The following is a 23,019-nucleotide window of genomic DNA, read 5'->3' as shown; positions in this document are numbered from 1 at the left end:
GCGATCAGGCCCGTTCGTCTCGTCGCCCGCGCCGTGCATCGCGCCGGTCCCGGGTCCGTTGGCTCGTCGCCACCAGGCGCCCGGCCTTGGCCAGGTAGTCCGCGCCGGTGACCAGGGTCAGCGCCACCGCTGCCCCCATGGCGAGCACCGCGATCAGATGCCAACCGCCTGGTAGCGGCAGCACGTAGAGCGTGATGGCGAGGGCCTGCAGTGCGGTCTTGACCTTGCCGCCTCGCCCGGCCGGCATCACGGCGTGCCGGATCACCACGAACCGCAACACGGTGATGCCGATCTCTCGCACCAGCACCAGGGCGGTGACCCACCACGGCAGCAGACCCAGCACGGACAACCCCACCAACGCCGTCCCGGTCAGGGCCTTGTCGGCGATCGGGTCGGCGATCTTGCCGAGATCGGTCACCAGGTTGCGACGCCGGGCCAGCTCGCCGTCGAACCGGTCGGTCAGTCCCGCGATGACGAACACGGCGGCGGCGGCACCCCGCCAGGCGTCGGATCGGCCGTCCTCGTGCAGCAGCAGCCAGCCGAACAAGGGCACGAGCAGCAGCCGCACACCGGTCAGCAGGTTGGCGATGTTCCAGTTGGTCGCCTCGGGATGCGACGGCGTGGTCACCGGATCCACCCGGTCGATCACGGGCGCACCTCGGCCACCAGGTCCGCCCCCTCGGCGGCGATCACCACGGCCGCCACCAGATCCCCCGGGACGACGCGTGCCGCTGCCCCGTGGGCGTCCACCAGGCGCGTGGTTCCGTCGACATCCGGACCCTGGTGCGCCGCTCGGCCCACCGGCCCGTCGCCGGCATCACCCTCGTCCGGCTCGTCGACCAGCACGCTGATCGCCTCGCCGACCCGGTCCTCGGCTCGTTGGGTGGTCAACTCCTCCACCAGATCGCTGACGTGACGCACCCGCACGGCGATCTCGTCCTCGTCCAGGGCGCCGTCCAACGTGGCGGCCTCGGTACCGTCCTCCGGCGAGAAGCCGAACACCCCGACCACGTCGAGCCGGGCCTGTTCGAGGAAGTCGGTCAACACCTCGAGGTCGGCCTCGGTCTCGCCGGGGAACCCGACGATCACGTTCGAGCGGATGCCCGCCTGCGGGGCCAGGGCGCGGATCCGCTCGATCAGGGCGAGGAAGTCCTGCGACCCCCCGAACCGGCGCATCCGCCGCAGCAGGGCCGGTGCCGCGTGCTGGAAGGACAGGTCGAAGTAGGGCGCGATGCCGTCGGTTGCGGCGATCACCTCCACCAGGCCGTCGCGCAGTTCGGCCGGCTGGAGGTAGGACACCCGCACCCGGTCGATGCCCTCGACGGCGGCCAACTCGGGCAACAACCGCTCGAGCAGGCGCAGGTCGCCGAGGTCCTTGCCGTAGGAGGTCGAGTTCTCACTGACCAGCAGCAGTTCGCGCACGCCGCGTTCGCCGAGCCACCGGGCCTCGGCCAGCACGTCGGTCGGCCTGCGGGAGATGAACGCGCCCCGGAACGTCGGGATGGCGCAGAACGCGCAGCGGCGGTCACATCCGGAGGCGATCTTCAGCGGCGCCCACGGGCGCCCGTCGTGGTGGCGGATCACCGGCTCGACCGGGGCGTCGGCGTCGGTGGCGGACCGGGCCAGCGGGCTGATCGGCACCAACAGCCGCCGGTCGGACGGCGTGTGCGAGGCCGGGCGCTCACCGTGCAGGACGGCGTCCAGGTGGGTGGCGAGCTCGGCGTAGCTGTCGAAACCCAGGACGGCGTCCGCCTCGGGCAACTGTTCGGCGAGTTCGGCGCCGTAGCGCTCGGCCAGGCAGCCCACCGCGACCACGGCCCGGGTGCGCGCGGCGCCCCCGTCACGCAGGTCAGCCGCCTCGAGCAGGGTGTCGATCGAGTCCTTCTTGGCCTGCTCGACGAACCCGCAGGTGTTCACCACGGCGACGTCGGCCTCGGCGGCATCATCGACAAGTTGCCAACCTGCCGCGTCCAGCCGCCCGGCCAGTTCGGCGGAATCGACCTCGTTGCGGGCACAGCCCAGGGTCACCAACGCCACGCGGCGGCGCTCGCCCTCGACCTGACCCGCTGCGGACACCGGGTCAGCCTAGTGCTCCACGACGGGCGCGAGACCGCCGAGGGCTCGGACAGCCGGCCGTGGTGAGCCGGGGTGCCGGTTCAGTGCCCCGAGTGGTCGTCCAGCAGTGAGCGCATCGAGCGGGTCGGCGGCAGCCAGGCGCCACCCTCGGGCAGGTTGTCCAGGCGGACCCGGGGCAACGGCTGAGTGAAGGCCCCCGGCACGTCCTCGAGGTCGAGGAAGGTCAGCACCTCCGACTCCTGGGCGTACCCGGCGACCTCGGCGAACGAGATCACGATGATCTCGACGCCCTGGCGCCCGAGCCGCTCCAGCGGCTCGAGGAAGTTGCGTCCGTCACCGCTGGCCACGACGAGGCGGCGGAGTCGCCGGCTCGCCGCACGGCGCTCGATGTGGGCCAGCATGTCGAGGTCGACGTCGTCCTCGGGGCCGAGCTTGGGCCGGGCGAAGACCGCGTAGCCGAACGAGCGGATCGCCTCGATCCAGCCACGCATGTTGACCGCGGTTCCGGGGGGCACGTTGGCGAACACGCAGCCCTCGACCTCGGCGTCCCCCGCCCCGGACAGCAGCCACTTGGCGACCGCGTCGAACCTCGGCCGCGACGCCGGGGTGGGACGCCCACCGATCACGTTCGACAACGTCATGTCGATGTTGGGCGCGTCCCAGACCAACAGGTCGAGCGCCACGTCGGTGGTGTGCGCCTGCTCGGGCAAGGTGATGGCGCCGCTATCGGTCATCGCCGGGCTCCCATTCATCGGGGATCCGGCCGGCGTCGTCGTCCGGGTGGCCAGCCTGGTCCGGGTTCACGTCGTCCATGGTGACGGGAACATCCTCACCGCGCATCAAGGCCAGGGTTGCCGGCAGGTCGTCGGGGCGCACCATGACGTCGCGCGCCTTGCTGCCCTCGCTCGGGCCGACCACGCCGCGCGACTCCAGCAGGTCCATCAGGCGCCCGGCCTTGGCGAATCCGACCCGTAGCTTGCGCTGCAGCATCGAGGTCGAGCCGAACTGGGTGTTGACCACCAACTCGGCGGCCGCGAGCAGCAATTCGAGGTCGTCGCCGATGTCGTCGTCCACCTGCTTCTTGACGACCGGCGCGGCGACGTCCTCGCGATAGCTGGGCGCGAGCTGCTTCTTGACGTGCTCGACCACCTGGCGGATCTCGGACTCGGTGACCCAGGCGCCCTGCACCCGGGCCGTCTTGCTGGCACCCATCGGCAGGAACAGCGCATCGCCCTGGCCGATCAGCTTCTCGGCGCCGGGCTGGTCCAGGACGACGCGAGAGTCGGTGACCGAGCTGGTGGCGAAGGCCATGCGGCTGGGCACGTTGGCCTTGATCAGGCCGGTGACCACATCGACGCTCGGGCGCTGCGTGGCCAGCACCAGGTGGATGCCGGCCGCGCGGGCGAGCTGGGTGATGCGCACGATCGAGTCCTCGACGTCACGCGGTGCGACCATCATCAGGTCGGCCAGCTCGTCGACGATCACCAGCAGATACGGGTAGGGCGTGACCTTGCGCTCGCTGCCGGGCGGCACCACGACCTTGCCGGCGCGGACGGCGGCGTTGAAGTCGTCGATGTGCTTGAACCCGAACGCCGCCAGGTCGTCGTAGCGGGCGTCCATCTCCTTGACGACCCAACCGAGCGCCTCGGCGGCCTTCTTCGGGCTCGTGATGATCGGCGTGATCAGGTGCGGAATGCCTTCGTAGATGGACAGTTCCACCCGCTTGGGGTCGACCAGCACCATGCGCACCTCGTCCGGTGTGGAGCGCATCAGGATCGAGGTGATCATCGAGTTCACGAAGCCGGACTTACCGGCACCGGTCGCACCGGCGACCAACAGGTGGGGCATCTTGGCGAGGTTGGCGACCACGTAACCGCCCTCGACGTCCTTGCCGACACCGATCACCATCGGGTGGGTGACCTTACGCGCCGCCTGGCTGCGCAGCACGTCACCGAGCGAGACGGTCTCGCGGTCGGTGTTGGGGATCTCGATACCGATCGCGGACTTGCCGGGGATCGGCGACAGGATCCGGACATCGGCGCTGGCCACGGCATAGGAGATGTTCTTGCTCAGCTGGGTGACCCGCTCGACCTTGACCGCCGGGCCGACCTCGACCTCGTAGCGGGTCACGGTCGGGCCGCGGCTGAACCCGGTGACCCGGGCGTCGATCTCGAACTGCTCGAAGACGGTGGTGAGCGCTTCGACCACCTTGTCGTTGGAGGCGCTGCGGGCCTTGGGCGGCGACCCTGGCGTGAGCAGGTCCGAGGGCGGCAGGGCATAGCTGACGTTGCCGAGCAGCAGTTGCTCGACCCGCGGTGGCAGCTGCGTGGTCGGCGGCGGCTCGGGGGGTGCCTTGTGCTCGACCGCCCTGTCGACCAGGACGCCGGGCGCGACGGGGCGCTTCTCCCCCGGGCGCGGGCCGGACAACACGATCGTGTCCTCGGGGTCACCGGTGCGGGTCGCCCTGACCTTGGCGCCGGGGGTCGCCTTGTCGACGTCCACCACGGCCTTGACGAATGCCTCGTCGCCGGCGAGCGACCCGTCGGGTGCGGCCTTGCCGGGGCGACGACGACGCTTGGCCAGGAAGCTGGACGGTGCGGGGCCGTCGTCCTCGACCGGCTCGTCCTCGACCACGGGGCCGGCGCGTCCGGTGAGCAGGTCACCGGCCGCGCACAGCCGGTCGCCCACCTCGTAGATCGGGGTCGCGGTGAGCACCAGGAGGCCGAACAGGGCCAGGAGTACCAGGATCGGCACGGTGACCCAGACGGTGACCGCAGCCTCGGTCGGTGAGGACAGCAGGTAGCCGATCATGCCGCCACCGGACTGCATGGCCGGGGAGCCCTCGGGTGGCGTCGGGATGCCCGCTGCCACGTGCAGCAGCCCGGCCGAGGCCCCGCCGAGGATCATCGCGCCCAGTTGCAGCCGCCGCAGCGCGTCGTCCGCCGGGTCGGTGTCGTCCGGCTGACGCATGTGGCGTACGCCGAGGGCGACCAGGACGACGGGCAGCGCGAGCGCCGCTCGGCCGAGGCTGCCGGCGAAGATGGTGTGCAGTACCCCGGCCACGGGCCCGGGTAGGTGCCACCACTCGACGGCGGCCACCACGATCGCGAGGGCGACGTAGAACAGCCCGACCCCGTCGCGACGGTGGGCCTCGTCGAGGTCGAGCAGATCGCCTCGGAAACGCCGGGCAGCGCCCCCGAGCAGGTGGGCAGCGCCCATCCACATCGAGCTGATCGCGCGGACCGGCCACGAGGGTCCGGTGCGGCGGCGGGGGTGCCGGGTGGCCGGGCGACGCGCCGGAGGGCGGCGCTGCGGCGTGCCGCGCCCCGAGGTGCCGCTCGGACGGCGTCCGGTGGTGCCGTTCTTACCGCGGGCGGCGCCGGAGGTCGTCGATCGGCCGGTGGCGGGGTCCCGGCCAGGCAACCGAGGCCGCCCACCGGCGGACGAGGACCGGCTCGTCGGGCGGTTGGTCGTGGACGTACGGGTGGCCATGGTCGCGAGGCTACGTGACGACACCCCCTGAACGGCGGAGCGCCACGCCTGTCCCAGTGGTCACACCTGTCACGCCACTCCTTTCATGATCACTGTTGGATCGCAGTTTGCTCCGGGTCAGGCGGAGCAAACTGCGATCCAACGGCGATCATGGACGGTTACTCAGGACCAGGGAGGTCGGCTCAGGACCAGGGAGGGGGCGGCTCGGCGCACAGGAGACGGCTCGGGGACGGATAGCGACGGATCAGGGACGAATCGGGGATGAATCAGGCATGGTCGGAGAACCGCGGCACCCGGCGTCCGATGCCGCAGACCACCTCGTAACCGATGGTGCCCCAGCGCGCGGCGACGTCGTCTGCGGTGATCCGGTCGGTTCCGCCGGCGCCGTCCTGAGAGCCGATCAGCACCACCTCGTCGCCGATCTCGGCCTCGGGCACGCCGTCCAGGTCGATCATGCACTGGTCCATGCAGACCCGGCCGAGTACCGGCACCCGGCGCCCCCCGACGAGCACTTCGTTGCCGTCGACCCGCCGCCAGCCGTCGGCATACCCCACCGGGATGGTCCCGATGCGCTGGCGAGCAGTCGTGTGATAGCGGTGGCCGTAGCTGACCCCCTCCCCCGGCGGTACCTGCTCGACCCGGGCCAGCACCGTCGACCAGCGCAGGGCCGGACGCACGCCGTCGGGTAGGCGCACCGCCTCCCCCGGCGAGAGGCCGTACATCGCGATCCCGAAGCGCACCAGGTCGTGGGCGGCCTCCGGTACGGCGAACGTCGCCGCCGAGTTCGCCGCGTGCACCAGCGGCCGCGGCCGCCCCGCGGCGTCCAGCTCGGCGAACACCGGGGCCACGCTGGTCAGCGTGGCCGCGAATCGCTGCTGCTGGCCCGCTGTCACGCCGGCGCTCGGATCCGGCTCGTCGGCGCAGGCGAAATGGGTGAAGATCCCCTGCAGCACCACGTCTTCGGACGTCACGAGCTGCGTCGCCAAGGCCCGGGCATCCTCGGGTCGCACGCCGACCCGGGTCATCCCCGTGTCGATCTTGAGGTGCACCGACGCCGGACGACGCGCCGTTGCCGCTGCTGCCGAGGCCTGCTCGAGGTGGGCCGTCGTCCAGATGGTGAGGCTCACGTCCGCCGCCACGAGCTCGGTCATCGCCCCGGGCGGGGTGTAGCCCAGCATGAGGAGGGGCGTCTCGATGCCGGCCGCGCGCAGCTGCAACGCCTCACCGGCCCGGGCGACCCCGAGCCAGGTGGCCCCGCCGTCCAGCGCAGCCCGTGCCACCGGCACGGCGCCATGCCCGTACCCGTCGGCCTTGACCACCGCCATCACCGCGGTGCCACTCACCCGTCGAGCGATGGCGACGTTGCCCCGAATCGCGTCGAGATCCACCTCGACCCAACAGGACTCGTCACGCCGAGCCGCCACTCCGCTCACCCGAGCGAGCCTATAACCGCGATCACCAACCTGCTCATGCTCCGCAGCGGCCCGCGTCATGCTCCGCAGCGAACGCCTGTGACGCGTCTCAGCGGAGCATCGAGAGTCACCCGCGGAGCATGAGCAGGTTTCGTGGTTCAGGTGGTCGGGGGTGGGTCAGGCCAGGACGTCGGCCGTCTCGCGGTGGGTCAGGCCGAAGGCGTCGGCGACCGGGCCGTTGGTGATCTCGCCGGCAAAGGTGTTCAGGCCCTTGGCCAGGCTCGCGTCGTCGGTCAGCGCCTGACGCCAGCCCTTGTCGGCCAGCCGGACCGCATACCCGAGGGTGGCGTTGGTCAGCGCCCAGGTCGAGGTCTTCGGGACGGCGCCCGGCATGTTCGCGACGCAGTAGTAGATCGAGTCGTGCACCGTGAAGGTGGGGTCGGCGTGCGTGGTCGGGCGCGAGCCCTCGAAGCAGCCGCCCTGGTCGATGGCGACGTCGACCAGCACCGAGCCGGGCTTCATCTCCTTGACCATGTCGTCGGTGACCAACTTGGGCGCCTTGGCACCCGGGATCAGCACGGTGCCGATCACCATGTCGGCGCCCAGCACCTCTTCGCGCACCGACAGCTTCGACGAGGCGATCTGACGCACCCGGTTGTCGTAGCGCCAGAAGCTCATGCGCAACTTGTCGAGATCGGTGTCGAGCATGGTGACCTCGGCGCCCATGCCGAGGGCGATGTTGGCGGCGTTCTGACCGGCCACCCCGGCACCCAGGACGACGACCTTGGCGTTGGCCACGCCACCGATGGCGCCCATCAGGACACCCTGGCCGCCGTAGGCCTTCATCATCGCGTGCGCCCCGACCTGCGGCGCCAGACAGCCCGCCACCTCGGACATCGGGTAGAGCAACGGCAGCAGACCCGAGGGCAGCTGCACCGTCTCGTAGGCGATGGAGGTGACCTTGCGCTTCATCAGCTCTTCGGTCAGCGGCTGATCGGCGGCCAGGTGCAGGTAGGTGTACAACACCAGACCCTCACGCAGCCGGTGGTACTCACTCGCGATCGGCTCCTTGACCTTCATCACCATGTCGCTGGCAGCCCACAGGTCATCGGCCGAGTCGATGATCGTCGCGCCCTGCGCCACGAAGTCGGCGTCCGTGATCGCCGAGCCGACGCCGGCGTTCCGCTCGATCAGCACCTCGTGCCCGTGAGCGACCAGTTCGGCCACCCCGACGGGCGTGATGCCCACCCGGTACTCCTGGTTCTTGACCTCGCGAGGAACGCCAACCTTCATGACGATCATCCTTTCGTCCCGGTGCAGCGACCTCCGCTGCTCGACCCCGAGATTTCGATGGCGGCAGCTTAGTGACGAATCCGCCGCAGGTGGTGCCATAGACACCCCACAACAGCGGCTCGGATGGCATCATCTACCACGAATCCTGCATATGGGGGGTCGAACATGCCGCAGCCAACCGAGATGGCGCGCCTGGACCAGATCGACCGCGCCATTCTGCGCCTCCTGCAGCAGGACGGCCGGTTGACCAATGCCGAGTTGGCCAAGCAGGTGCGCTTGTCGCCCTCACCATGCCTGCGCCGGGTCAAGGCCCTCGAACAGGCCGGCTACATCACGGGCTACACCGCCGTGCTCGATGCGGCCAAGCTGCACCGCTCGTTGCACGTCATGGTCATGGTCAGCCTGACCTCGCAGCGCCAGGAGACCCTCGAGGCCTTCGAGCGGGCCGTGAGCGAGCTGGACGACGTCCTGGCCTGCTATCTCATCGCCGGCGAGGCCGACTACCTGCTCACCGTCGCCGTCAAGGACCTGGACGCCTACCAACAGCTCTACACCCGGCGCCTGGGCGAACTGCCGGGCGTCGCGTCGATGAAGAGCCTGGTCACCATGAAGGCGGTCAAGGCCTCGACGGCCTTGCCACTGTGACGCACACCACGTGAATCATCCGAACGGTGGAGGTTGGCCTCGAACCGGGGCGGGAATTCCTGAGGGTGCCGCGAGGGCCACGTCTCGGCCCTCGCGGACCATCCACCTCACCGGGGAGGCCGGGGCCGGCCACGACGCAGCGCCGTCCGGCAGCATCTTCACGAGTTCGTCGCGCACCTCGATGAAGGTCGGGCTCATCGGATAGTCACTGTGTCCCCTGATCGGCGGGTCCACCACCTCCCCCGGTGGGTTCGGCCGCAACCCGCTGCCGTGTCGCGGGTTCAGGTCACACGGGTCGAGCACGCCGCGATCCACCACCCGACCCAACGCGTCCTCATCCGGGCGCCCCCCGATCGCGACGTCCAGCTCACCGACGAGCTCGCCGGACGTGGCGCTACCGCTGATCGGCCAGCCGAGGTAGTCGGTGTCGCGGTGGAGGCTGCGCCAGCGCACTCCGGACCACCCGTGCCGACGATCACCACCGAGCATCTCGGCCAGGCGTTCGCGGGCGTCACGGCCGAAGAACGCCGGGAAGGTGCGGCCGTAGAGCCGAGTCAGCTGGGAGCCCATGGTGAGCAGGGCGACATGCTGTCGCCGCTGCGGGGACAGCTGGGCGATGGTCGCCGCGCACAGCAGGCTCCCCTGGCTGTGGCCGGCCAGCACCATCGGAGTCCGCTCGAACGCCTCGATGCGCGTGACCAGTTGCGGCACAGCACGTTCGGCGTAGCAGGGCGGCGCGAACGGGTGGGCGCCGCGGGGCCAGAACGTGGCGATGTCCCAGAGCACCCCCAGCGAGCGGCGGAAGGTCGGCTTGCGGTAGGTCAGGCCGATCACCAGCGTGAGCCCACCGAGCAGCAGCACCGCCAGCTTCGCCCCGATCACCACCACCGCGGGCCGCGGGGTGTCGGGCCAGCCGAACCAGGTCAGCACGTCGTACCAGACCCCCCACCGAGGCACCGCCTGGCACACGGTCATCGGCGCCCGGCAGACCGTCACCGCCGCCCCGGCGACGATCACCGGCACGGTCAGGACGGCGAACCACCCCAACACGGTGAGGCCGATGAACCCGACGAACCGGTGCAGGCCCCGGGCTGCCGCCACGTCCCGCGCTCTGACTCGAGCGTGACGATTGGTGGCGGGCACCTTCGACAGCAGGTCGCGCCGAGCCGTCGAACGCACCCGCGCCAGGGCGATCGCCGCCACCACCGCCGTGATCAGCGCCAACACGGCGCCCACAGCGAGCCCGACCGCGCTCCACTGCATGGTCACCGGAAACTCGGGTCGGCGTCGGGCACCACGGCTCCCGCCGTCCAGCCACGCCTGGACGCCGAACAGGACGGCGATGCTGTAGAGCCAGCCCAGGATCCAGCCGAGGCCGGCGAACACCGGCGTGGCCAACCCGTTCCACGCCGGTTGATCCAGTCCCTCGCGTCGGCCGGCGGCGTGCGCCTCCCACCAGGTGAGAACGACCATGATCCCCAAGAGCACGACCTGGACGGCGTACAGCCCCCGCACGCTCGCGTCGAGACCGGGTTGGGCACCGACCGCGGACGACGGCCCGGCGCTCGGCGTCGCCGCGTGGGCCGCGAGGGCGGCCAGCAACACCGAGACCGTCGCCACCCCGGCAGGGATCCAACTGAGCCACAGCTGCCAAGCGGGCACGCCCCCGTTGCGCACGCGCACCACCGGGGAGCCAGAGCAGGCCGAGCGCCACGAGCAACGCCACCGCGGCCAGGAGTTGGGACAGCACCGAGGCCTGCCCCGACCACGTGGCCGCATCGGAACGGACGCACGCGGCGAGCAGGAAGGCCACGCTGCCCAACCCGGCCCCCAAGTGGATGCGACGCAGCGCCCGGACCTGGTCCTCGCCGCTCCAGAACGACGCGTGCTCGAAGGCGGTGCGCTCGACGGGCTCGTCAGCAACGGGCTCGGCGGCATCGCGTGCGGCCAGATCGGATCGGACCGAGGCCGCAGGTACCACCGACTCATAGCCGATCGACTTGCCCGCAAGCCACCACACCGCAGCCAACACCGCCAACGGCACCAGGGTCATCAGCAGTGCCCGGTGCTCCCCCACGGCGAAGTAGTCGTCGGTGAACACCGTGCTCAGGAACGGCACCTGCCGAGAGCAGGCGGCGCCGCACTGCCACCCCACCAGGTCCATCGAGGCGGCGCTCACCGCGATCAACAGGGTGGCGGTCAGACTCAGGGCCAGCGCCCGCACCGTCCAGGCGAGCAGAGCGGTGGTGGCCGCCTCGCGAAGCTCCTCGGACGGCGGCGTTCCCTGATCGTGGCCGCCATCGCCGTGAGCTTCGGTCTTCGCTGGACCAGCCGGTCCCGGGACTCTCGGCCGGCTCCACAACGCGACGTTCACCAGAGCGAAGGGCAACAGCGCGCTCCACCCGGCGCGGCGCAGGTCCTTGGCGGCCAGGTCGCGTTGCCCGGAGGTCAGCTGCCCCCAGCTGAACGCCTCGACGACGTAGCGCGCTGTGCCGGCGCGGACGTCACCGGGCTGCGAGCCCGCAACCGGCGGCGTGGGCGGCGTGGGCAGCGTGGACGCTGGCGGAACCGTGTCGGGGTGGCGGTAGAAGCCGGTGACGGCATCACCGGCGACCCGCACGAGGACCGGTTCGGCGGCCGGCACGGGGGTGGCAGGCACCAGCCCGTGCGCGAGAGAATCCCCGGCGCCGGCGGCCCCCGGCGACCAGGTGCGCAGCACGGAACTCGGCGGGGTGTTCGACACCCCGTGCACACGAAGTTCCCAGATCGTCTGTTCCACACCGACAGGAGCAGCCGGACCACGGTCCGGATACACCCGATCTCAGCGCGCGAGCTCCACCGCGGTCAGGGCGGCCAGCCGGGCGTTGTGGCGGATCAGCGCGATGTTGGCGACCAGGCTGCGCCCGCCCGTGAGGTCGTTGATCCGGGCCAGCAGATAGGGCGTGACCTCCTTGCGCGAGATGCCCTCGCGCTCGGCGTCCGCGATCGCCTCGGCGATCCGGGCATCGATGTCGGCCGGGTCGAGCGCGTCGGCCTCGGGGATCGGGTTGACCACCAGGACGCCGCCCCGCAGTCCGAGCCGAGCATGCTCACGCAGCACGGCGGCCAGGTCGCTCGCGCCCTCGACCCGGTGGTCGACCGGCAACCCGGAGCTGCGGGTGAAGAACGCCGGGAACTCGTCCGTACCGACCCCGATCACCGGCACCCCGTAGGTCTCCAGCATCTCGAGCGTCTTGGGCAGGTCGAGGATCGACTTGGCCCCGGCACACACCACGGCCACGGGGGTCGAGCCCAGCTCGTCCAGGTCGGCCGAGACGTCGAAGGTGTGCTCCGCGCCACGGTGCACCCCGCCGATGCCGCCGGTGGCGAAGATCGGGATACCCGCCCGGTGGGCCAGGAACATGGTGGCCGCCACCGTCGTCCCCGCGCTGGCCCCGGCCGCCATCAGCGCCGGCAGGTCGCGCCGCGACGCCTTGGCGATCGCCGCCGAACCGGCACCGGCAGCCAGCCGCTCCAGCGCGGCGTCGTCCAGACCGACGCATAGTTCGCCGTCCAGTACCGCGATGGTTGCCGGGACGGCGCCCGCCTCGCGCACGACCTGTTCGACGCCCTGCGCGGTGGTCAGGTTGTCGGGGTAGGGCATGCCGTGGGTGACGATGGTCGACTCCAGGGCGACCACCGGCCCGCCCTGGGCCAGGGCATCAGCGACCTCGGGTGTGACGTGCAGCATCGGCGCGGATCCGTCCGTTCCGTTCGGCTCGATCAGGGGTTACCCACCCGGGTGAACTCGTCAGGTCACCCGGCTCAGTTGAACTCGCGCGTGCCGAGGGCATCGTCGGCGGACGCGCGCGAGGCAGCGATCATGCCCGGACGGCGCAACCGGTGCAACGCGGCGGCGTCCACCAGGTCGGCCGACAGGTCGGGCCGCACGCTGAAGTGGCTCTCGACGGTGAGCGCAGCGACCAGCGTGCCGGCGAGCACCGCGTCGTCCAGGCCGGCGCCGGCGGCCAGCAGGGTCAACGTGCCGGCGATCAGGGAGTCCCCCGCGCCGGTGACGTCGAACACCGAGGCCGCGGTCGCCGGCACCATGCGGATGCCGTCGGCGTCGCCGATGACCAGGCCGTCGGCCCCCCGGCTCAGCACCACGTGTGCAGCGCCGTGATCGTGCAGCAACTCCACCAGGTCGAGCGCGTTGCCGGTCAGCGGCCACCCGTGATGGATCGCCAGAGCCTGCGCCTCGTCCAGGTTGCAGAAGAGCACCTCCACGCCGGTCAGGTCGCGCGGCAGCCGCCCCACCTTCGGGGTCGAGACGGCGTCGACGGCCAGCTTGGTGCCTTCGATCCGGCCCCGGCGGACGGCGTGCGCGAGGGTGTCGATCGGCAGGTTGCAGTCGGCGAAGACCCAGCTGTTCGGCTCGATCGAGCTCGGCCAGGTGGCGTCCAGGTCGGCCGGGGCCAGCCCGTCCAGGACGTCCATGGCCGCTGCCCCGAGCACCAGGTCACCGGAACTGTCCAGCACCGCCACGTACTGTGCGGTCTCGCCCGACAGCGCCACGCTGACACCGGTGACATCGACCCCGAGATCGGCCAGGTAGGCGATGACCGCCCGCCCCGAGTCGTCATCGCCGACCCGCGAGACGAGCTCGACCGGCGTCCCCAGCCGAGCCAGGTTCTCGGCGACATTGCGCGCCACGCCCCCGAAGGACGTCACGGCCCGGGCCGGGTTGGACGTGCCGACCACGGCCGGCCCGGTCAACTTGAGCTTTCGGTCGACCACGCAGCCGCCCGCGCAGATCACGCGTCCCGACGTCATGAGGCCCGTCCCGTTCTCGCCCCCGCGATAGCTGTTCATGCTTCGATGACCACCGGAATGATCATGGGGCGGCGCCGGTACCGCTCCGAGACCCATTTGCCCACCGTGCGGCGCACGATCTGCTGCATCCCGTAGGTGTCGGCATTGCCGTCCCCGGCGGCGGCGGCCAACGCCTCGACGATGCGTGGCCGCACCGCGTCGAAGACGGTGTCGTCCTCGGCGAACCCGCGCGCGTGGATCTCCGGCCCCGCGACCACCTTGCCGCTGCCGGAGTCGACCACGACGATCACCGAGATGAAACCCTCCTCGCCCAGGATGCGCCGGTCCTTGAGGTCGGCCTCGGTGAGCTCGCCCACACTCGCGCCGTCGACATAGACATACCCGCAGGGCAGCGCCCCAACCACCTTGGCGACACCGTCGACCAGGTCGACCACGACCCCGTCCTCGGCGACCACCACGCGGTCGCGCGGCACCCCGGTGGCGATGGCCAGGTCGGCATTGGCCACCAGGTGACGCACCTCGCCGTGCACCGGCATCACGTTGCGCGGCTGCACGATGTTGTAGCAGTAGAGCAGCTCACCGGCCGAGGCGTGGCCACTGACGTGAACCCGGGCATTGCCCTGGTGCACCACCGTCGCCCCCAGCCGGGTCAGCCCGTTGATCACGCGGTAGACCGCGTTCTCGTTGCCCGGGATCAGCGAGCTGGCCAACACCACGGTGTCTCCGCGCCCGACCCTGATCTGGTGCTCACCGTGGGCCATCCGTGACAGCGCGGCCATCGGTTCGCCCTGCGAACCCGTGCACATCAGCACCACGCGGTCGTCCGGCAGGTCGTCCAACGCCTTCGGGTCGATCAGGACGCCGTCCGGCACCTTCAGATAGCCCAGGTCGGAGGCGACCCCCATGTTGCGCACCATCGAGCGCCCGACCAGCGCAACCCGGCGGCCGTGGGCGTGGGCGGCGTCCAGCACCTGCTGCACCCGGTGCACGTGGGAGGCGAAACTGGCCACGATCAGCCGCCGCTCGGCCTGGCCGAACACCCGGTCGAGCACCGGCGCGATCTCCCGCTCGGAGGTGGTGAAGCCGGGCACCTCGGCGTTGGTCGAGTCGACCATGAACAGGTCGACCCCCGCCTCACCGAGCCGCGCGAAGGCCCGCAGATCGGTGATCCGGCCGTCCAGCGGCAACTGGTCCATCTTGAAGTCGCCGGTGTGCAGGACGACGCCCGCCGCGGTGCGCACGGCGACGGCCAGGGCGTCCGGGATGGAGTGGTTGACCGCGACGAACTCGCAGTCGAACGGGCCGAACCGCTCGCGCTGGCCCTCGGCCACCGCGAACGTGAGCGGGGTGATCCGGTGCTCGCGCAGCTTGGCCTCGACCAGCGCCAGGGTGAGCTGCGAGCCGATCAGCGGCAGGTCCTCGCGTCGGCGCAGCAGATACGGGACGGCGCCGATGTGGTCCTCGTGACCGTGGGTCAGGATGACCGCGACGATGTCGTCCATCCGATCGGCGATCACCGAGAAGTCCGGCAGGATCAGGTCGACGCCGGGCTGGTGGTCCTCGGGGAACAGCACCCCACAGTCGATGACGAGCAGCTTGCCGGCGTGCTCGAGGACGGTCATGTTGCGCCCGATCTCGCCCAGGCCACCCAGCGGGATGACGCGCAGGCCACCCTCGGCCAGCGGCGGCGGCGAACCCAGCTCGGGATGCGGATGACTCACGAGGACGGCACCATCCCGGCAGTTGTCAGGGCTTGTCGGACGACGTCCACCTCGGCCGGCGAGGCGGCCAGCAGGGGCAGGCGCGTGGCACGGCTGCCGATCACGCCGAGCAGCTCCATGGCGGCCTTGGAGCGGATGGCCCCTTGCGAGGCCGGGCTCATGATGGCCTGGGTCAGACCGATCAGGCCGGCGTTGATCTGCCGCGCCGTCGCCAGGTCACCGGCATCGACCGCGGCGACCAGGGCCGCGTGCCGGGCGCCGGCGACATGGCCGACCACGCTCACCACCCCGACGGCACCCACGCTCAACCACGGCAGGTTCAACGCGTCGTCCCCGCAGTAGTAGGCGAGGTCGGTGCTCGCCATCACCTCCATGCCGGCCACCAGGTCGCCGGTGGCGTCCTTGACGGCGGTGATCCGGGGGTGGTCGGCGAGCCGCCGCAGCACCGGCGTGGAGATGCGCACGCCGGCGCGGCCGGGGATGTCGTAGAGCATGCACGGCAGGTCGGTGGCATCGGCCACGGCTGTGAAGTGGGCGACCAGGCTCTCGGCCGGTGGCTTGTTGTAGTAGGGCGTGACCACGAGCAGTCCGTGAGCGCCGGCCTTGGCGGCCGCTTCGGCGAGCTCGATGGTGTGGCGGGTGTCGTTGGTGCCCACGCCCGCCACGATGGTCGCCTGCTCACCCACGGCGTCCAGGACGGCGCGCAGCAGCGCATCCTTCTCGGTGTCGCTGGTGGTCGGCGACTCCCCCGTGGTGCCCGACACGACGATGCCGTCGTGGCCGGTCGCGACCAGGTGGGCGGCGAGTGCCTGGGCACCGTCCAGGTCGAGGTCACCCGCAGCAGTGAACGGGGTGACCATCGCGGTCAGCACGGAGCCGAACGGGCGCCGAACCGAGGAGGCCGGCGCAGCGGGGACAGCCGCGGTGGATGACATGTGTCCGAGGATAGAGGTCACCCCGAGATCACGGACGCCGCTGGGCGAGGTGCGGGGGCGGCTGAGCGCCCGAGGGTCGGCGCCGGGAGCCTCCCGACAAACGACAGATCTCGGAGCTGCCCGCTCGGGGGTCCGGGCAGCTCCGAGATCCGGGGGCTACATCGGGGTCTCGGTGGTGGGTGTTACACGGGCGCCTATGTGACGTGGGTCACAACGCATCACCAGGGACTTCCGACCTGTATCCACGCCGCGAATCGGGTGATGTCGGTCTCAGGGCGCGACGCGGCCGTTGGCCTCGAAGGCGGCGTGGGTCAAGGGCATCAGGCCCTGCCAGAACGCCTCCATCTGCTCCGCGCACATCTCGATCTCACGCTGCGGGAACGAGGGGTTGGTGGCGTTCTCGCGCTTGGTGCGCAGCGACAGGAAGTTCATCAGCGCCCGGGCGTTCATCGTCACGTACATCGAGGAGTAGATGCTCACCGGCAGCACGATCCGGGCCACCTCGCGGGCCACCCCGGCGGCCAGCATGCGCTGATACGCGGCATAGGCCTGGGTGCAGGCGGCCTTGGTCTCGGCCTCGACCAGGGCTGACTGCTCGGGGGTGCCGTCGACGAAGTCGTAGGCCCCGGGCTTGCCGATCTGCACCAGCTTGCGCTGCGGGCCGGGCACGTAGAACACCGGACGCAGCTCGCGGTAGCGCCCCGACTCCTCGTTGTAGGAGGCGATCCGGTGCCGCATGAACTCGCGGAACACGAAGATCGGGGCTTGCACGTAGAAGGTCATCGAGTTGTGCTCGAACGGGCTGCCGTGACGGTCGCGCATCAGGTAGTTGATCAGACCGCGGGACCGGTCGGCCTCGTCGTCCACGTGAGCCAGGGTCTGCTCCCCCTGGGTCGAGACCCGCGCGGCGAACACCACATCGGCGTCACGGGCCGCGGCCCGGACCAACTCGACGGTGACCTCGGAGCGGAAGGTCGCCTCGTGACCGTCGTCCGCCGCAGGGTCCTTCCGGACGTCGAGGCGCAACTCGGGCGAGGCCAGCGTGATGTCGTCACTCACCCGGCCGAGACTACAGATCCACGCTGATCTACCCAGCCCGAACGACCCTGACGGTGCCATCGAGCAGCTCGAAACGTACCTCGGCCAGCGAGCCGATCACCGCATCCGGGACACAGGCGGCCAATTCGGCGGCGCTGTGCGTCGTGGTCAGCGCCAGGGTGGTGCAGCCGGCCAGCCGGCCCGAGGTCAGCCCGGCCGGCGCATCCTCGACCACCAGACACTCACGCGGGTCGAGACCGAGTCGCTCGGCGGCCAGCCGGTACGGCGCCGGATCGGGCTTGCCTCGCGGCACGTCGTCCGGGGTGATCACCAGAGGTGGCGCCGGCAACGCCGTGATCTCGAGCCGGGCCCGCACCAGCGGCGGGGTCCCCGAGGTGACGATGGCGGCCCGATCGGCAGGCAGCGCAGCCAGGGCCTCGAACGCTCCGGGCAGCACCGTGATGCCCTCCAGCTGACCGGTCTCGATGGCCTCGATGCGGGCGAACGCCGCCTCCACCTCGTCGGCCGGCACCAGGTCGACGAGCACCTGACGGGCGGGCACGCCGTGCGGGATCTCGATCGGCAGGCTCGCCAGCCCGCGTTCGCGCGCCCACAGGTCCCACGAGCGCACCACCGCCGGGGTCGAGTCGATCAGCGTGCCGTCCAGATCGAACAGCACGGCGGCGAACCGGCGCCGGCCGACCTCGCCGAGCCCCGGGGGGTGGATGCTCATGGCCGCACCCTACGAGCGGGCGACCCTGGCGACGCATCCGACCGACACGACGGGCAGACTGCCTGCCGTGAGCCCCGATACCCCCGACCCGTCCGCAGCGCGGCGCGCCGTCGTCCGTCAGGCCGCGTCGGTGGGCGTGGCCACGGCCGCCTACGGCGTCAGTTTCGGCGCCCTCTCGGTGGCGAGCGGGTTGAGCCTGGCTCAGACCTGCGTGCTGAGTCTGGCGATGTTCACCGGCGGCTCGCAGTTCGCCTTCGTCGGCGTCATCGGGGGCGGCGGGGGCGGTGCCGCCGCGGCCGCCACGGCGGGTCTGCTGGGGGTGCGCAACGGGTTCTACGGGTTGCAGATGGCGCCGTTGCTGCGCGAACGGGGCTGGCGGCGTCCGGTGGCGGCCCAGCTGACGATCGACGAATCGACGGCGGTGGGTACGGCACAGACCTCACCCGAGCTGATCCGGCTGGGGTTCTGGAGCACCGGGATCGCCGTGTTCGTGTTGTGGAACCTGACCACCCTGCTGGGTGCGCTCGCCGGTGACGCGGTGGGCGACCCGCGCACCTTCGGCATGGACGCCGCTGCGGCGGCCGCCTTCCTCGGCTTGCTCTGGCCCCGACTGCGCTCGCTGCGCCCTCGGGCCGTGGCCCTCGGCTCCGCCACCCTGGCGGCGGTGTTGATCCCGATCGTCCCGGCCGGGATCCCCGTGCTGGCAACGGTTCTCGTGGCGTTGGCCGGCGCGACCGTCCGTGCCGACCAACCCGACGTGAGGAGCGCGTCATGACCTGGACGGCGCTGCTCGCGGCGTGTGGGCTGTGTTACCTCACCAAGGTGGCCGGGTACCTGGCACCGCACCACTGGCTGGAGCGGCCGAAGGTCACCCGGACCGCAGCGATGGTGACGGTGGCGTTGCTGTCGGCCCTGGTGGCGGTGCAGACGGTCGGGTCGGGCCGAGCGCTGAGTCTCGATGCCCGGATCCCCGCCGTGGCGGTGGCCGCCATCCTGCTCTGGCGCAGGGCACCGTTCGTGATCGTGGTGGTGGCCGCCGCCGTGGTGGCCGCCGGCCTGCGAGCACTCGGCTGAACCCGGCGAAAGAGATCAAGTAGGTCGGCGAACCTGCCGATGGAGCATCGTGCCAGTGCGTCGGGCAACGATGGCTCCCGCGGGGGTGGGGGTCGCGAGCTTCGTCGCGGCGATGATGATGCTCAGTACGGTCGCATCGACCTTCTCGGCCACCACGTCCGGGCCGCCGTCGACGCTGAGTGCTCAGGACCTGTCGGCCTACGTGCCGACTGCGGTGGCGGCGACTCGTACCTCGGCAACCACGTGCCTGGTCACCTGGACGCCTGCGGCCGGCACTCCCCCTGTCGTGACCTACGACGTCACCGACGGAGCAGCCACCAACCTGGCCGTCGGCGCCTCGAGTGGTGTCTCGGTCACGGTGCCGGTGACGGCGCTGACCCCCACGGTCCGGGCTCGCGTGAACACCTGGGTGTCGAGTGCCGAGAGCGCCGCCATGGCACCCTGCGCCGGATTCCCGGACCCGCCCGGCTCGCTCGTCCTCACCCCCACGGACGGCGCGCTGTCGGCGTCCTGGTCGGCGCCGGCCGGCAACGGCGGCACGGTGGCCTCGTACTCGGCGACCATCAGCCCGGCGCCGAACAGCGGATCGGCAACCTGCAGCGTCGCCGCTCCCACCACCACGTGTGCGTGGTCCGCGCTCGACAACGGCACGGCCTACACCGTCACCGTCACGGCGACGTCGAACGTCGGCACCGGGCCGGCGTCGTCGGCCACCGGATTCCCGTTCCCGTCCACGGTGATGACCCCGGCGCGGCTGAGACTCTGGCTCGACGGGGCCGACGGAGCGACCCTGTACGCCGACTCCTCCTGTTCGGGGGGCGCAGCCACGACCAGCATCGGGTGCTGGGCCGACAAGTCCGGCCAGGGCAACCACGCCGTGCAGGCCAGTGTGGCCAGCCGGCCGGTCCTCGCCGCGGCGAACCTGCCCCGATCGGCGCCCACCTTCGACGGCAGTGACGACCGGATGACGCTGAACCCGTCTCTGCTGCCCACCGGGACCTCGGCCAGCACGCAGTTGCACGTCGTCCAGCCCACCGACCCGGCTCTCGCGTCGTCCTCATATCGCACGGTGCTCGCGTGGGGGACTGCCAGCACGAACCTGAAGCGCATCTTCGCCAAGGACGCCGGCAGCGCCGCGGTGTTCGCCGACGCCCACACCAACGGCTATTCCAGCCCCGGGTCGTTCGCGGCGAACACCACCACGATCGGGGTCAGCGAGTTCGCGGGGGCGTCCGTCCGCACCGCACGGGACGGGACGGCGTACACGGCGGGCACGGCGGCAGCCTTCAACACCTCCTCCGCCAACGCCTACCTGGCCAGTTGGGGCAGCAGTTACCCGTGGCAGGGACCGATTCCGGAGGTGATCGTCGTCGCCGGCACCCTGTCCACCGGGGAACGCCGGGCGGTGGAGGAGTACCTGGCCCGCAAGTGGGCGGTGGCGGTGCCACCGTCCGCACCGACCTCGCCCGCCGCGACGGCCGGCGACACCAGTGTGGCCGTCACCTGGGGCGCTCCCACCTGGAACGGTGGCTCGGCCGTCACCGGATACACCGCGACCGCCGTGCCCTCGGACGGCGCGCTGCCCACGCGGACCTGCACCGCGGCGTCCACCGGGTGCACGCTGAGCGGGCTGACGCACGGCGTCACCTACTCGATCACGGTCACGGCGACGAATGCCGTCGGGACCGGCGCGGCGTCCTCGACGGTCACGGCGATCCCCTACCCGGCCTCGATCATGACCACCTCACGGTTGCGGCTCTGGCTCGACGGTGCCGACACCACGACCCTGTTCGCCTCGGCGGCATGCAGCGGAGCGGTCAGCTCGACAGCCATCGGATGCTGGGCGGACAAGTCCGGACAGGGCAACCACGTCGTCCAGACCACCGCGGCGAGCCGCGCCTCGACCACCTCGCTGAACGGGCATCTGGCGCCGACCTTCGACGGCGTCGACGACCACTTCGCGTTGGCGACCTCCACCCTGCCCACCGGGACGACGACCTCGACGACAGCGATGGCCGCGAAGCTGACCGGCACCGTGGACTATCGCCTCTTGATGCTCTGGGGGAATTCGGCCGTGGGCCAGGCGCGCTCGTGGTACCTCAACTCGGGGCCGCTCGTCGCGGATGCCTACTCGGGTGCACCGACCGCCTCGAGCCTGCCCACGACCGTGGCGCAGAACAGTCAGTTCCAGCTCATCTCGGGCTTCACCTCGGGGTCGTCCTCGATCTCGGTGAACGGGCTCGGCCAGAGCACCGCCGCCGCGGCGGTGTCCACCGTGTCGACCTCGCTGTTGCTCGGCGGTCTGCCGGGCAATCCGGTCTGGTGGGCCGGCCCCATTCCCGAGGTGATCGTGTTCACGGGTGACCTCGCCACGGCCGAGCGACGCACCCTGGACGAATACCTGGCCCGCAAGTGGGGCACGATCATCACCCCGGGCGCCCCGGGCGGCGTGTCGGCCACGGGCGGCAACACTCAGGCGACGGTGTCCTGGACGGCGCCCTGGAACGGCGGCGCCGCCATCACGGCGTACACGATCACCGCCACGCCGCTGGACGGATCGCTGTCGACACTCACGGCCTCCTGTGCCTCGTCGCCCTGCACCGTGACCGGCATGACGAACGGCGCGCCGTACACGGTCACCGTCACGGCGGCCAACTCCGTCGGCACCGGCCCGGCCTCCTCCGGGGTCACGGTCGCGGCCTATCCGACCTCGCTGTTCACCTCGGCAGCGGTGCCGATCTGGGTCGATGCCCAGCACTCGACCTCACTCTCGACCGCCGCAGACTGCAGCGGCTCCGATGCCACCACCGGCAGCCAGATCGGGTGTTGGCGCGACCGGTCCGGCAACGGCCACGATGCACCGCGGCTCAGCGCGACGGGGGCCACCCTCACCGCGAGCGCGATCAACGGCCGACAGGCGCTGCGTTTCGACAAGACGCAACCCCACAGCTATGCGGTCACGTCGTCGGGGGTCGGCGCGCTCGCCGCGGCCAATCGGTCCATCCTGGCGGTGGCGGCGAGCCGCTCGACCGCCGGCACCGCCGGAACGAACAACGCCGCGACGATCGCCATCTGGAACCAGGGGTGGGGCACCGGTCTGTTCGCGAAGGCGTTTGGCGGCACCACGGCGGTCGACACATACCAGGCCGACTCCTACAACGCGTCGTTGAGCGCGAATTACGTCTCGACGCCGGCCACCGCCAGCCCGACGGTGATCTCGGCGGTGTTCTCCTCCGCCGTCGGCGCGATCACCAACGCGGTCGCCGCCAACGGGGTCGGGACCTCGACGACCTCGACGATCGCAGGATCGTGGGACACCGCACACGGGGACAGCCTGGCCATCGGCGCCGAGGACGCGAACGCGTCGGCCGACTACAGCTATCCGCTCGACGGCGACCTCGGCGAGATCCTGGTGTTCAACCGTGCCCTCACCGCGGCCGAGCGGCGGACCGGTGAGGAGTACCTGGCACGGCACTGGGGTGTGGTGATCGCTCCGGCGGCGCCCACCCTGGCCAGCGTCACCAAACCCGTTGCAGGACAGCTCACCGCGACCTGGTCGTCGCCGGCGTGGAACGGCGGCGCCACGGTCTCGTCCCATGTGGCGACCGCCACGGCGTCCGGGTACACCACGCGGACCTGCTCCGGGGCCGGCACCTCGTGCACGATCACCGGGCTCACCGCCGGCGTGACCTACACCGTCACGGTTGCCGACATCAACACGGCAGGCACCGGCCCGGCCAGCAACAGCCGGACGGGCACCGCCTGAGCACCACCGGCTTGAGCCAGCG

General features: G+C 71.2%; 18 protein-coding genes. 5 read left to right on the top strand and 13 right to left on the bottom strand.

Annotated features, from left to right (window positions below; all coding sequences use genetic code 11):
- Positions 1-4: 4 nt before the first annotated feature.
- The 6 genes from pgsA to ald form a co-directional block, all read right to left on the bottom strand.
- Positions 5-649 (bottom strand): CDP-diacylglycerol--glycerol-3-phosphate 3-phosphatidyltransferase, encoded by a 645-nt coding sequence (gene pgsA, locus IPK24_12510; GenBank protein MBK8076358.1) that lies wholly within the window; start codon positions 647-649, stop codon positions 5-7.
- Positions 646-2,076, bottom strand: coding sequence for a 30S ribosomal protein S12 methylthiotransferase RimO (gene rimO / locus IPK24_12505; GenBank protein ID MBK8076357.1), 1,431 nt, complete (start codon positions 2,074-2,076; stop codon positions 646-648). Before rimO ends, pgsA begins: the two co-directional genes overlap by 4 nt.
- Before the next feature lie 80 nt (positions 2,077-2,156).
- Positions 2,157-2,810: an NYN domain-containing protein gene (locus IPK24_12500; GenBank protein ID MBK8076356.1), complete on the bottom strand. Its 654-nt coding sequence runs from the start codon at positions 2,808-2,810 to the stop codon at positions 2,157-2,159.
- A complete protein-coding gene (locus IPK24_12495; GenBank protein ID MBK8076355.1) occupies positions 2,800-5,568 on the bottom strand; it encodes a DNA translocase FtsK in 2,769 nt (922 codons plus the stop codon). The genes IPK24_12500 and IPK24_12495 overlap by 11 nt, the downstream gene beginning before the upstream one ends.
- A gap of 266 nt (positions 5,569-5,834) precedes the next feature.
- The gene (gene alr / locus IPK24_12490; GenBank protein MBK8076354.1) at positions 5,835-7,061 is read right to left on the bottom strand and encodes an alanine racemase; all 1,227 of its coding nucleotides are present in this window, start codon (positions 7,059-7,061) and stop codon (positions 5,835-5,837) included.
- Positions 7,062-7,157: 96 nt separating this feature from the next.
- Positions 7,158-8,273, bottom strand: a complete 1,116-nt coding sequence (gene ald, locus IPK24_12485; protein ID MBK8076353.1) for an alanine dehydrogenase — start codon at positions 8,271-8,273, stop codon at positions 7,158-7,160.
- A gap of 183 nt (positions 8,274-8,456) precedes the next feature.
- On the opposite strand from ald, the gene IPK24_12480 reads away from it, so the two are divergent.
- On the top strand, positions 8,457-8,918 hold the full coding sequence (locus IPK24_12480; GenBank protein MBK8076352.1) for an Lrp/AsnC family transcriptional regulator: 462 nt from the start codon (positions 8,457-8,459) through the stop codon (positions 8,916-8,918).
- Positions 8,919-8,933: 15 nt separating this feature from the next.
- Here the strand turns inward: IPK24_12480 and IPK24_12475 are convergent, their stop codons facing one another.
- Positions 8,934-10,595, bottom strand: a complete 1,662-nt coding sequence (locus IPK24_12475) for a hypothetical protein (protein ID MBK8076351.1) — start codon at positions 10,593-10,595, stop codon at positions 8,934-8,936.
- A gap of 416 nt (positions 10,596-11,011) precedes the next feature.
- On the opposite strand from IPK24_12475, the gene IPK24_12470 reads away from it, so the two are divergent.
- Positions 11,012-11,206: a hypothetical protein gene (locus IPK24_12470; GenBank protein MBK8076350.1), complete on the top strand. Its 195-nt coding sequence runs from the start codon at positions 11,012-11,014 to the stop codon at positions 11,204-11,206.
- Between the two features lie 533 nt (positions 11,207-11,739).
- Here IPK24_12470 and IPK24_12465 read toward each other — a convergent pair.
- The 6 genes from IPK24_12465 to IPK24_12440 form a co-directional block, all read right to left on the bottom strand.
- On the bottom strand, positions 11,740-12,648 hold the full coding sequence (locus tag IPK24_12465; protein ID MBK8076349.1) for a pseudouridine-5'-phosphate glycosidase: 909 nt from the start codon (positions 12,646-12,648) through the stop codon (positions 11,740-11,742).
- 74 nt (positions 12,649-12,722) lie between these two features.
- Positions 12,723-13,730 (bottom strand): carbohydrate kinase, encoded by a 1,008-nt coding sequence (locus IPK24_12460; protein ID MBK8076348.1) that lies wholly within the window; start codon positions 13,728-13,730, stop codon positions 12,723-12,725.
- A 35-nt stretch (positions 13,731-13,765) separates the two neighbouring features.
- Positions 13,766-15,451: a ribonuclease J gene (locus IPK24_12455; protein MBK8076347.1), complete on the bottom strand. Its 1,686-nt coding sequence runs from the start codon at positions 15,449-15,451 to the stop codon at positions 13,766-13,768.
- Positions 15,448-16,386 carry a 4-hydroxy-tetrahydrodipicolinate synthase gene (dapA, locus tag IPK24_12450; GenBank protein ID MBK8076346.1) on the bottom strand — a complete coding sequence of 313 codons (939 nt, stop codon included), beginning with the start codon at positions 16,384-16,386 and terminating at the stop codon, positions 15,448-15,450. The genes IPK24_12455 and dapA overlap by 4 nt, the downstream gene beginning before the upstream one ends.
- Before the next feature lie 270 nt (positions 16,387-16,656).
- The gene (locus IPK24_12445; protein ID MBK8076345.1) at positions 16,657-17,505 is read right to left on the bottom strand and encodes an FAD-dependent thymidylate synthase; all 849 of its coding nucleotides are present in this window, start codon (positions 17,503-17,505) and stop codon (positions 16,657-16,659) included.
- Positions 17,474-18,157 (bottom strand): HAD-IA family hydrolase, encoded by a 684-nt coding sequence (locus IPK24_12440; protein ID MBK8076344.1) that lies wholly within the window; start codon positions 18,155-18,157, stop codon positions 17,474-17,476. The genes IPK24_12445 and IPK24_12440 overlap by 32 nt, the downstream gene beginning before the upstream one ends.
- Here IPK24_12440 and IPK24_12435 point away from each other — a divergent pair.
- The 3 genes from IPK24_12435 to IPK24_12425 are packed head-to-tail and all read left to right on the top strand — an operon-like array spanning position 18,156 to position 22,997.
- Positions 18,156-18,932, top strand: coding sequence for an AzlC family ABC transporter permease (locus IPK24_12435; protein ID MBK8076343.1), 777 nt, complete (start codon positions 18,156-18,158; stop codon positions 18,930-18,932). The genes IPK24_12440 and IPK24_12435 overlap by 2 nt on opposite strands.
- Complete coding sequence (locus tag IPK24_12430; GenBank protein ID MBK8076342.1) at positions 18,929-19,231, top strand: AzlD domain-containing protein; 303 nt, start codon at positions 18,929-18,931, stop codon at positions 19,229-19,231. Before IPK24_12435 ends, IPK24_12430 begins: the two co-directional genes overlap by 4 nt.
- Before the next feature lie 55 nt (positions 19,232-19,286).
- The gene (locus IPK24_12425; GenBank protein ID MBK8076341.1) at positions 19,287-22,997 is read left to right on the top strand and encodes a fibronectin type III domain-containing protein; all 3,711 of its coding nucleotides are present in this window, start codon (positions 19,287-19,289) and stop codon (positions 22,995-22,997) included.
- The last annotated feature ends 22 nt before the right edge of the window (positions 22,998-23,019 follow it).

The organism is Kineosporiaceae bacterium (assembly GCA_016713225.1).
GTDB lineage: Bacteria > Actinomycetota > Actinomycetes > Actinomycetales > Kineosporiaceae > JADJPO01.
Note: the sequence above shows the minus strand (reverse complement) of the source record. Positions and strands in the feature narration are given on the sequence as shown.

Coding starts and splice junctions, on each gene's coding strand:
- IPK24_12480 (MBK8076352.1), top strand. CDS start 8,457: ATGGCGCGCCTGGACCAGATCGACCGCGCCATTCTGCGCCTCCTGCAG.
- dapA (MBK8076346.1), bottom strand. CDS start 16,386: ATGTCATCCACCGCGGCTGTCCCCGCTGCGCCGGCCTCCTCGGTTCGG.
- IPK24_12500 (MBK8076356.1), bottom strand. CDS start 2,810: ATGACCGATAGCGGCGCCATCACCTTGCCCGAGCAGGCGCACACCACC.
- ald (MBK8076353.1), bottom strand. CDS start 8,273: ATGAAGGTTGGCGTTCCTCGCGAGGTCAAGAACCAGGAGTACCGGGTG.
- IPK24_12440 (MBK8076344.1), bottom strand. CDS start 18,157: ATGAGCATCCACCCCCCGGGGCTCGGCGAGGTCGGCCGGCGCCGGTTC.
- IPK24_12435 (MBK8076343.1), top strand. CDS start 18,156: ATGGCCGCACCCTACGAGCGGGCGACCCTGGCGACGCATCCGACCGAC.
- IPK24_12465 (MBK8076349.1), bottom strand. CDS start 12,648: ATGCTGCACGTCACACCCGAGGTCGCTGATGCCCTGGCCCAGGGCGGG.
- IPK24_12445 (MBK8076345.1), bottom strand. CDS start 17,505: ATGGCACCGTCAGGGTCGTTCGGGCTGGGTAGATCAGCGTGGATCTGT.
- alr (MBK8076354.1), bottom strand. CDS start 7,061: ATGACGCGGGCCGCTGCGGAGCATGAGCAGGTTGGTGATCGCGGTTAT.
- IPK24_12430 (MBK8076342.1), top strand. CDS start 18,929: ATGACCTGGACGGCGCTGCTCGCGGCGTGTGGGCTGTGTTACCTCACC.
- IPK24_12460 (MBK8076348.1), bottom strand. CDS start 13,730: ATGACGTCGGGACGCGTGATCTGCGCGGGCGGCTGCGTGGTCGACCGA.
- IPK24_12495 (MBK8076355.1), bottom strand. CDS start 5,568: ATGGCCACCCGTACGTCCACGACCAACCGCCCGACGAGCCGGTCCTCG.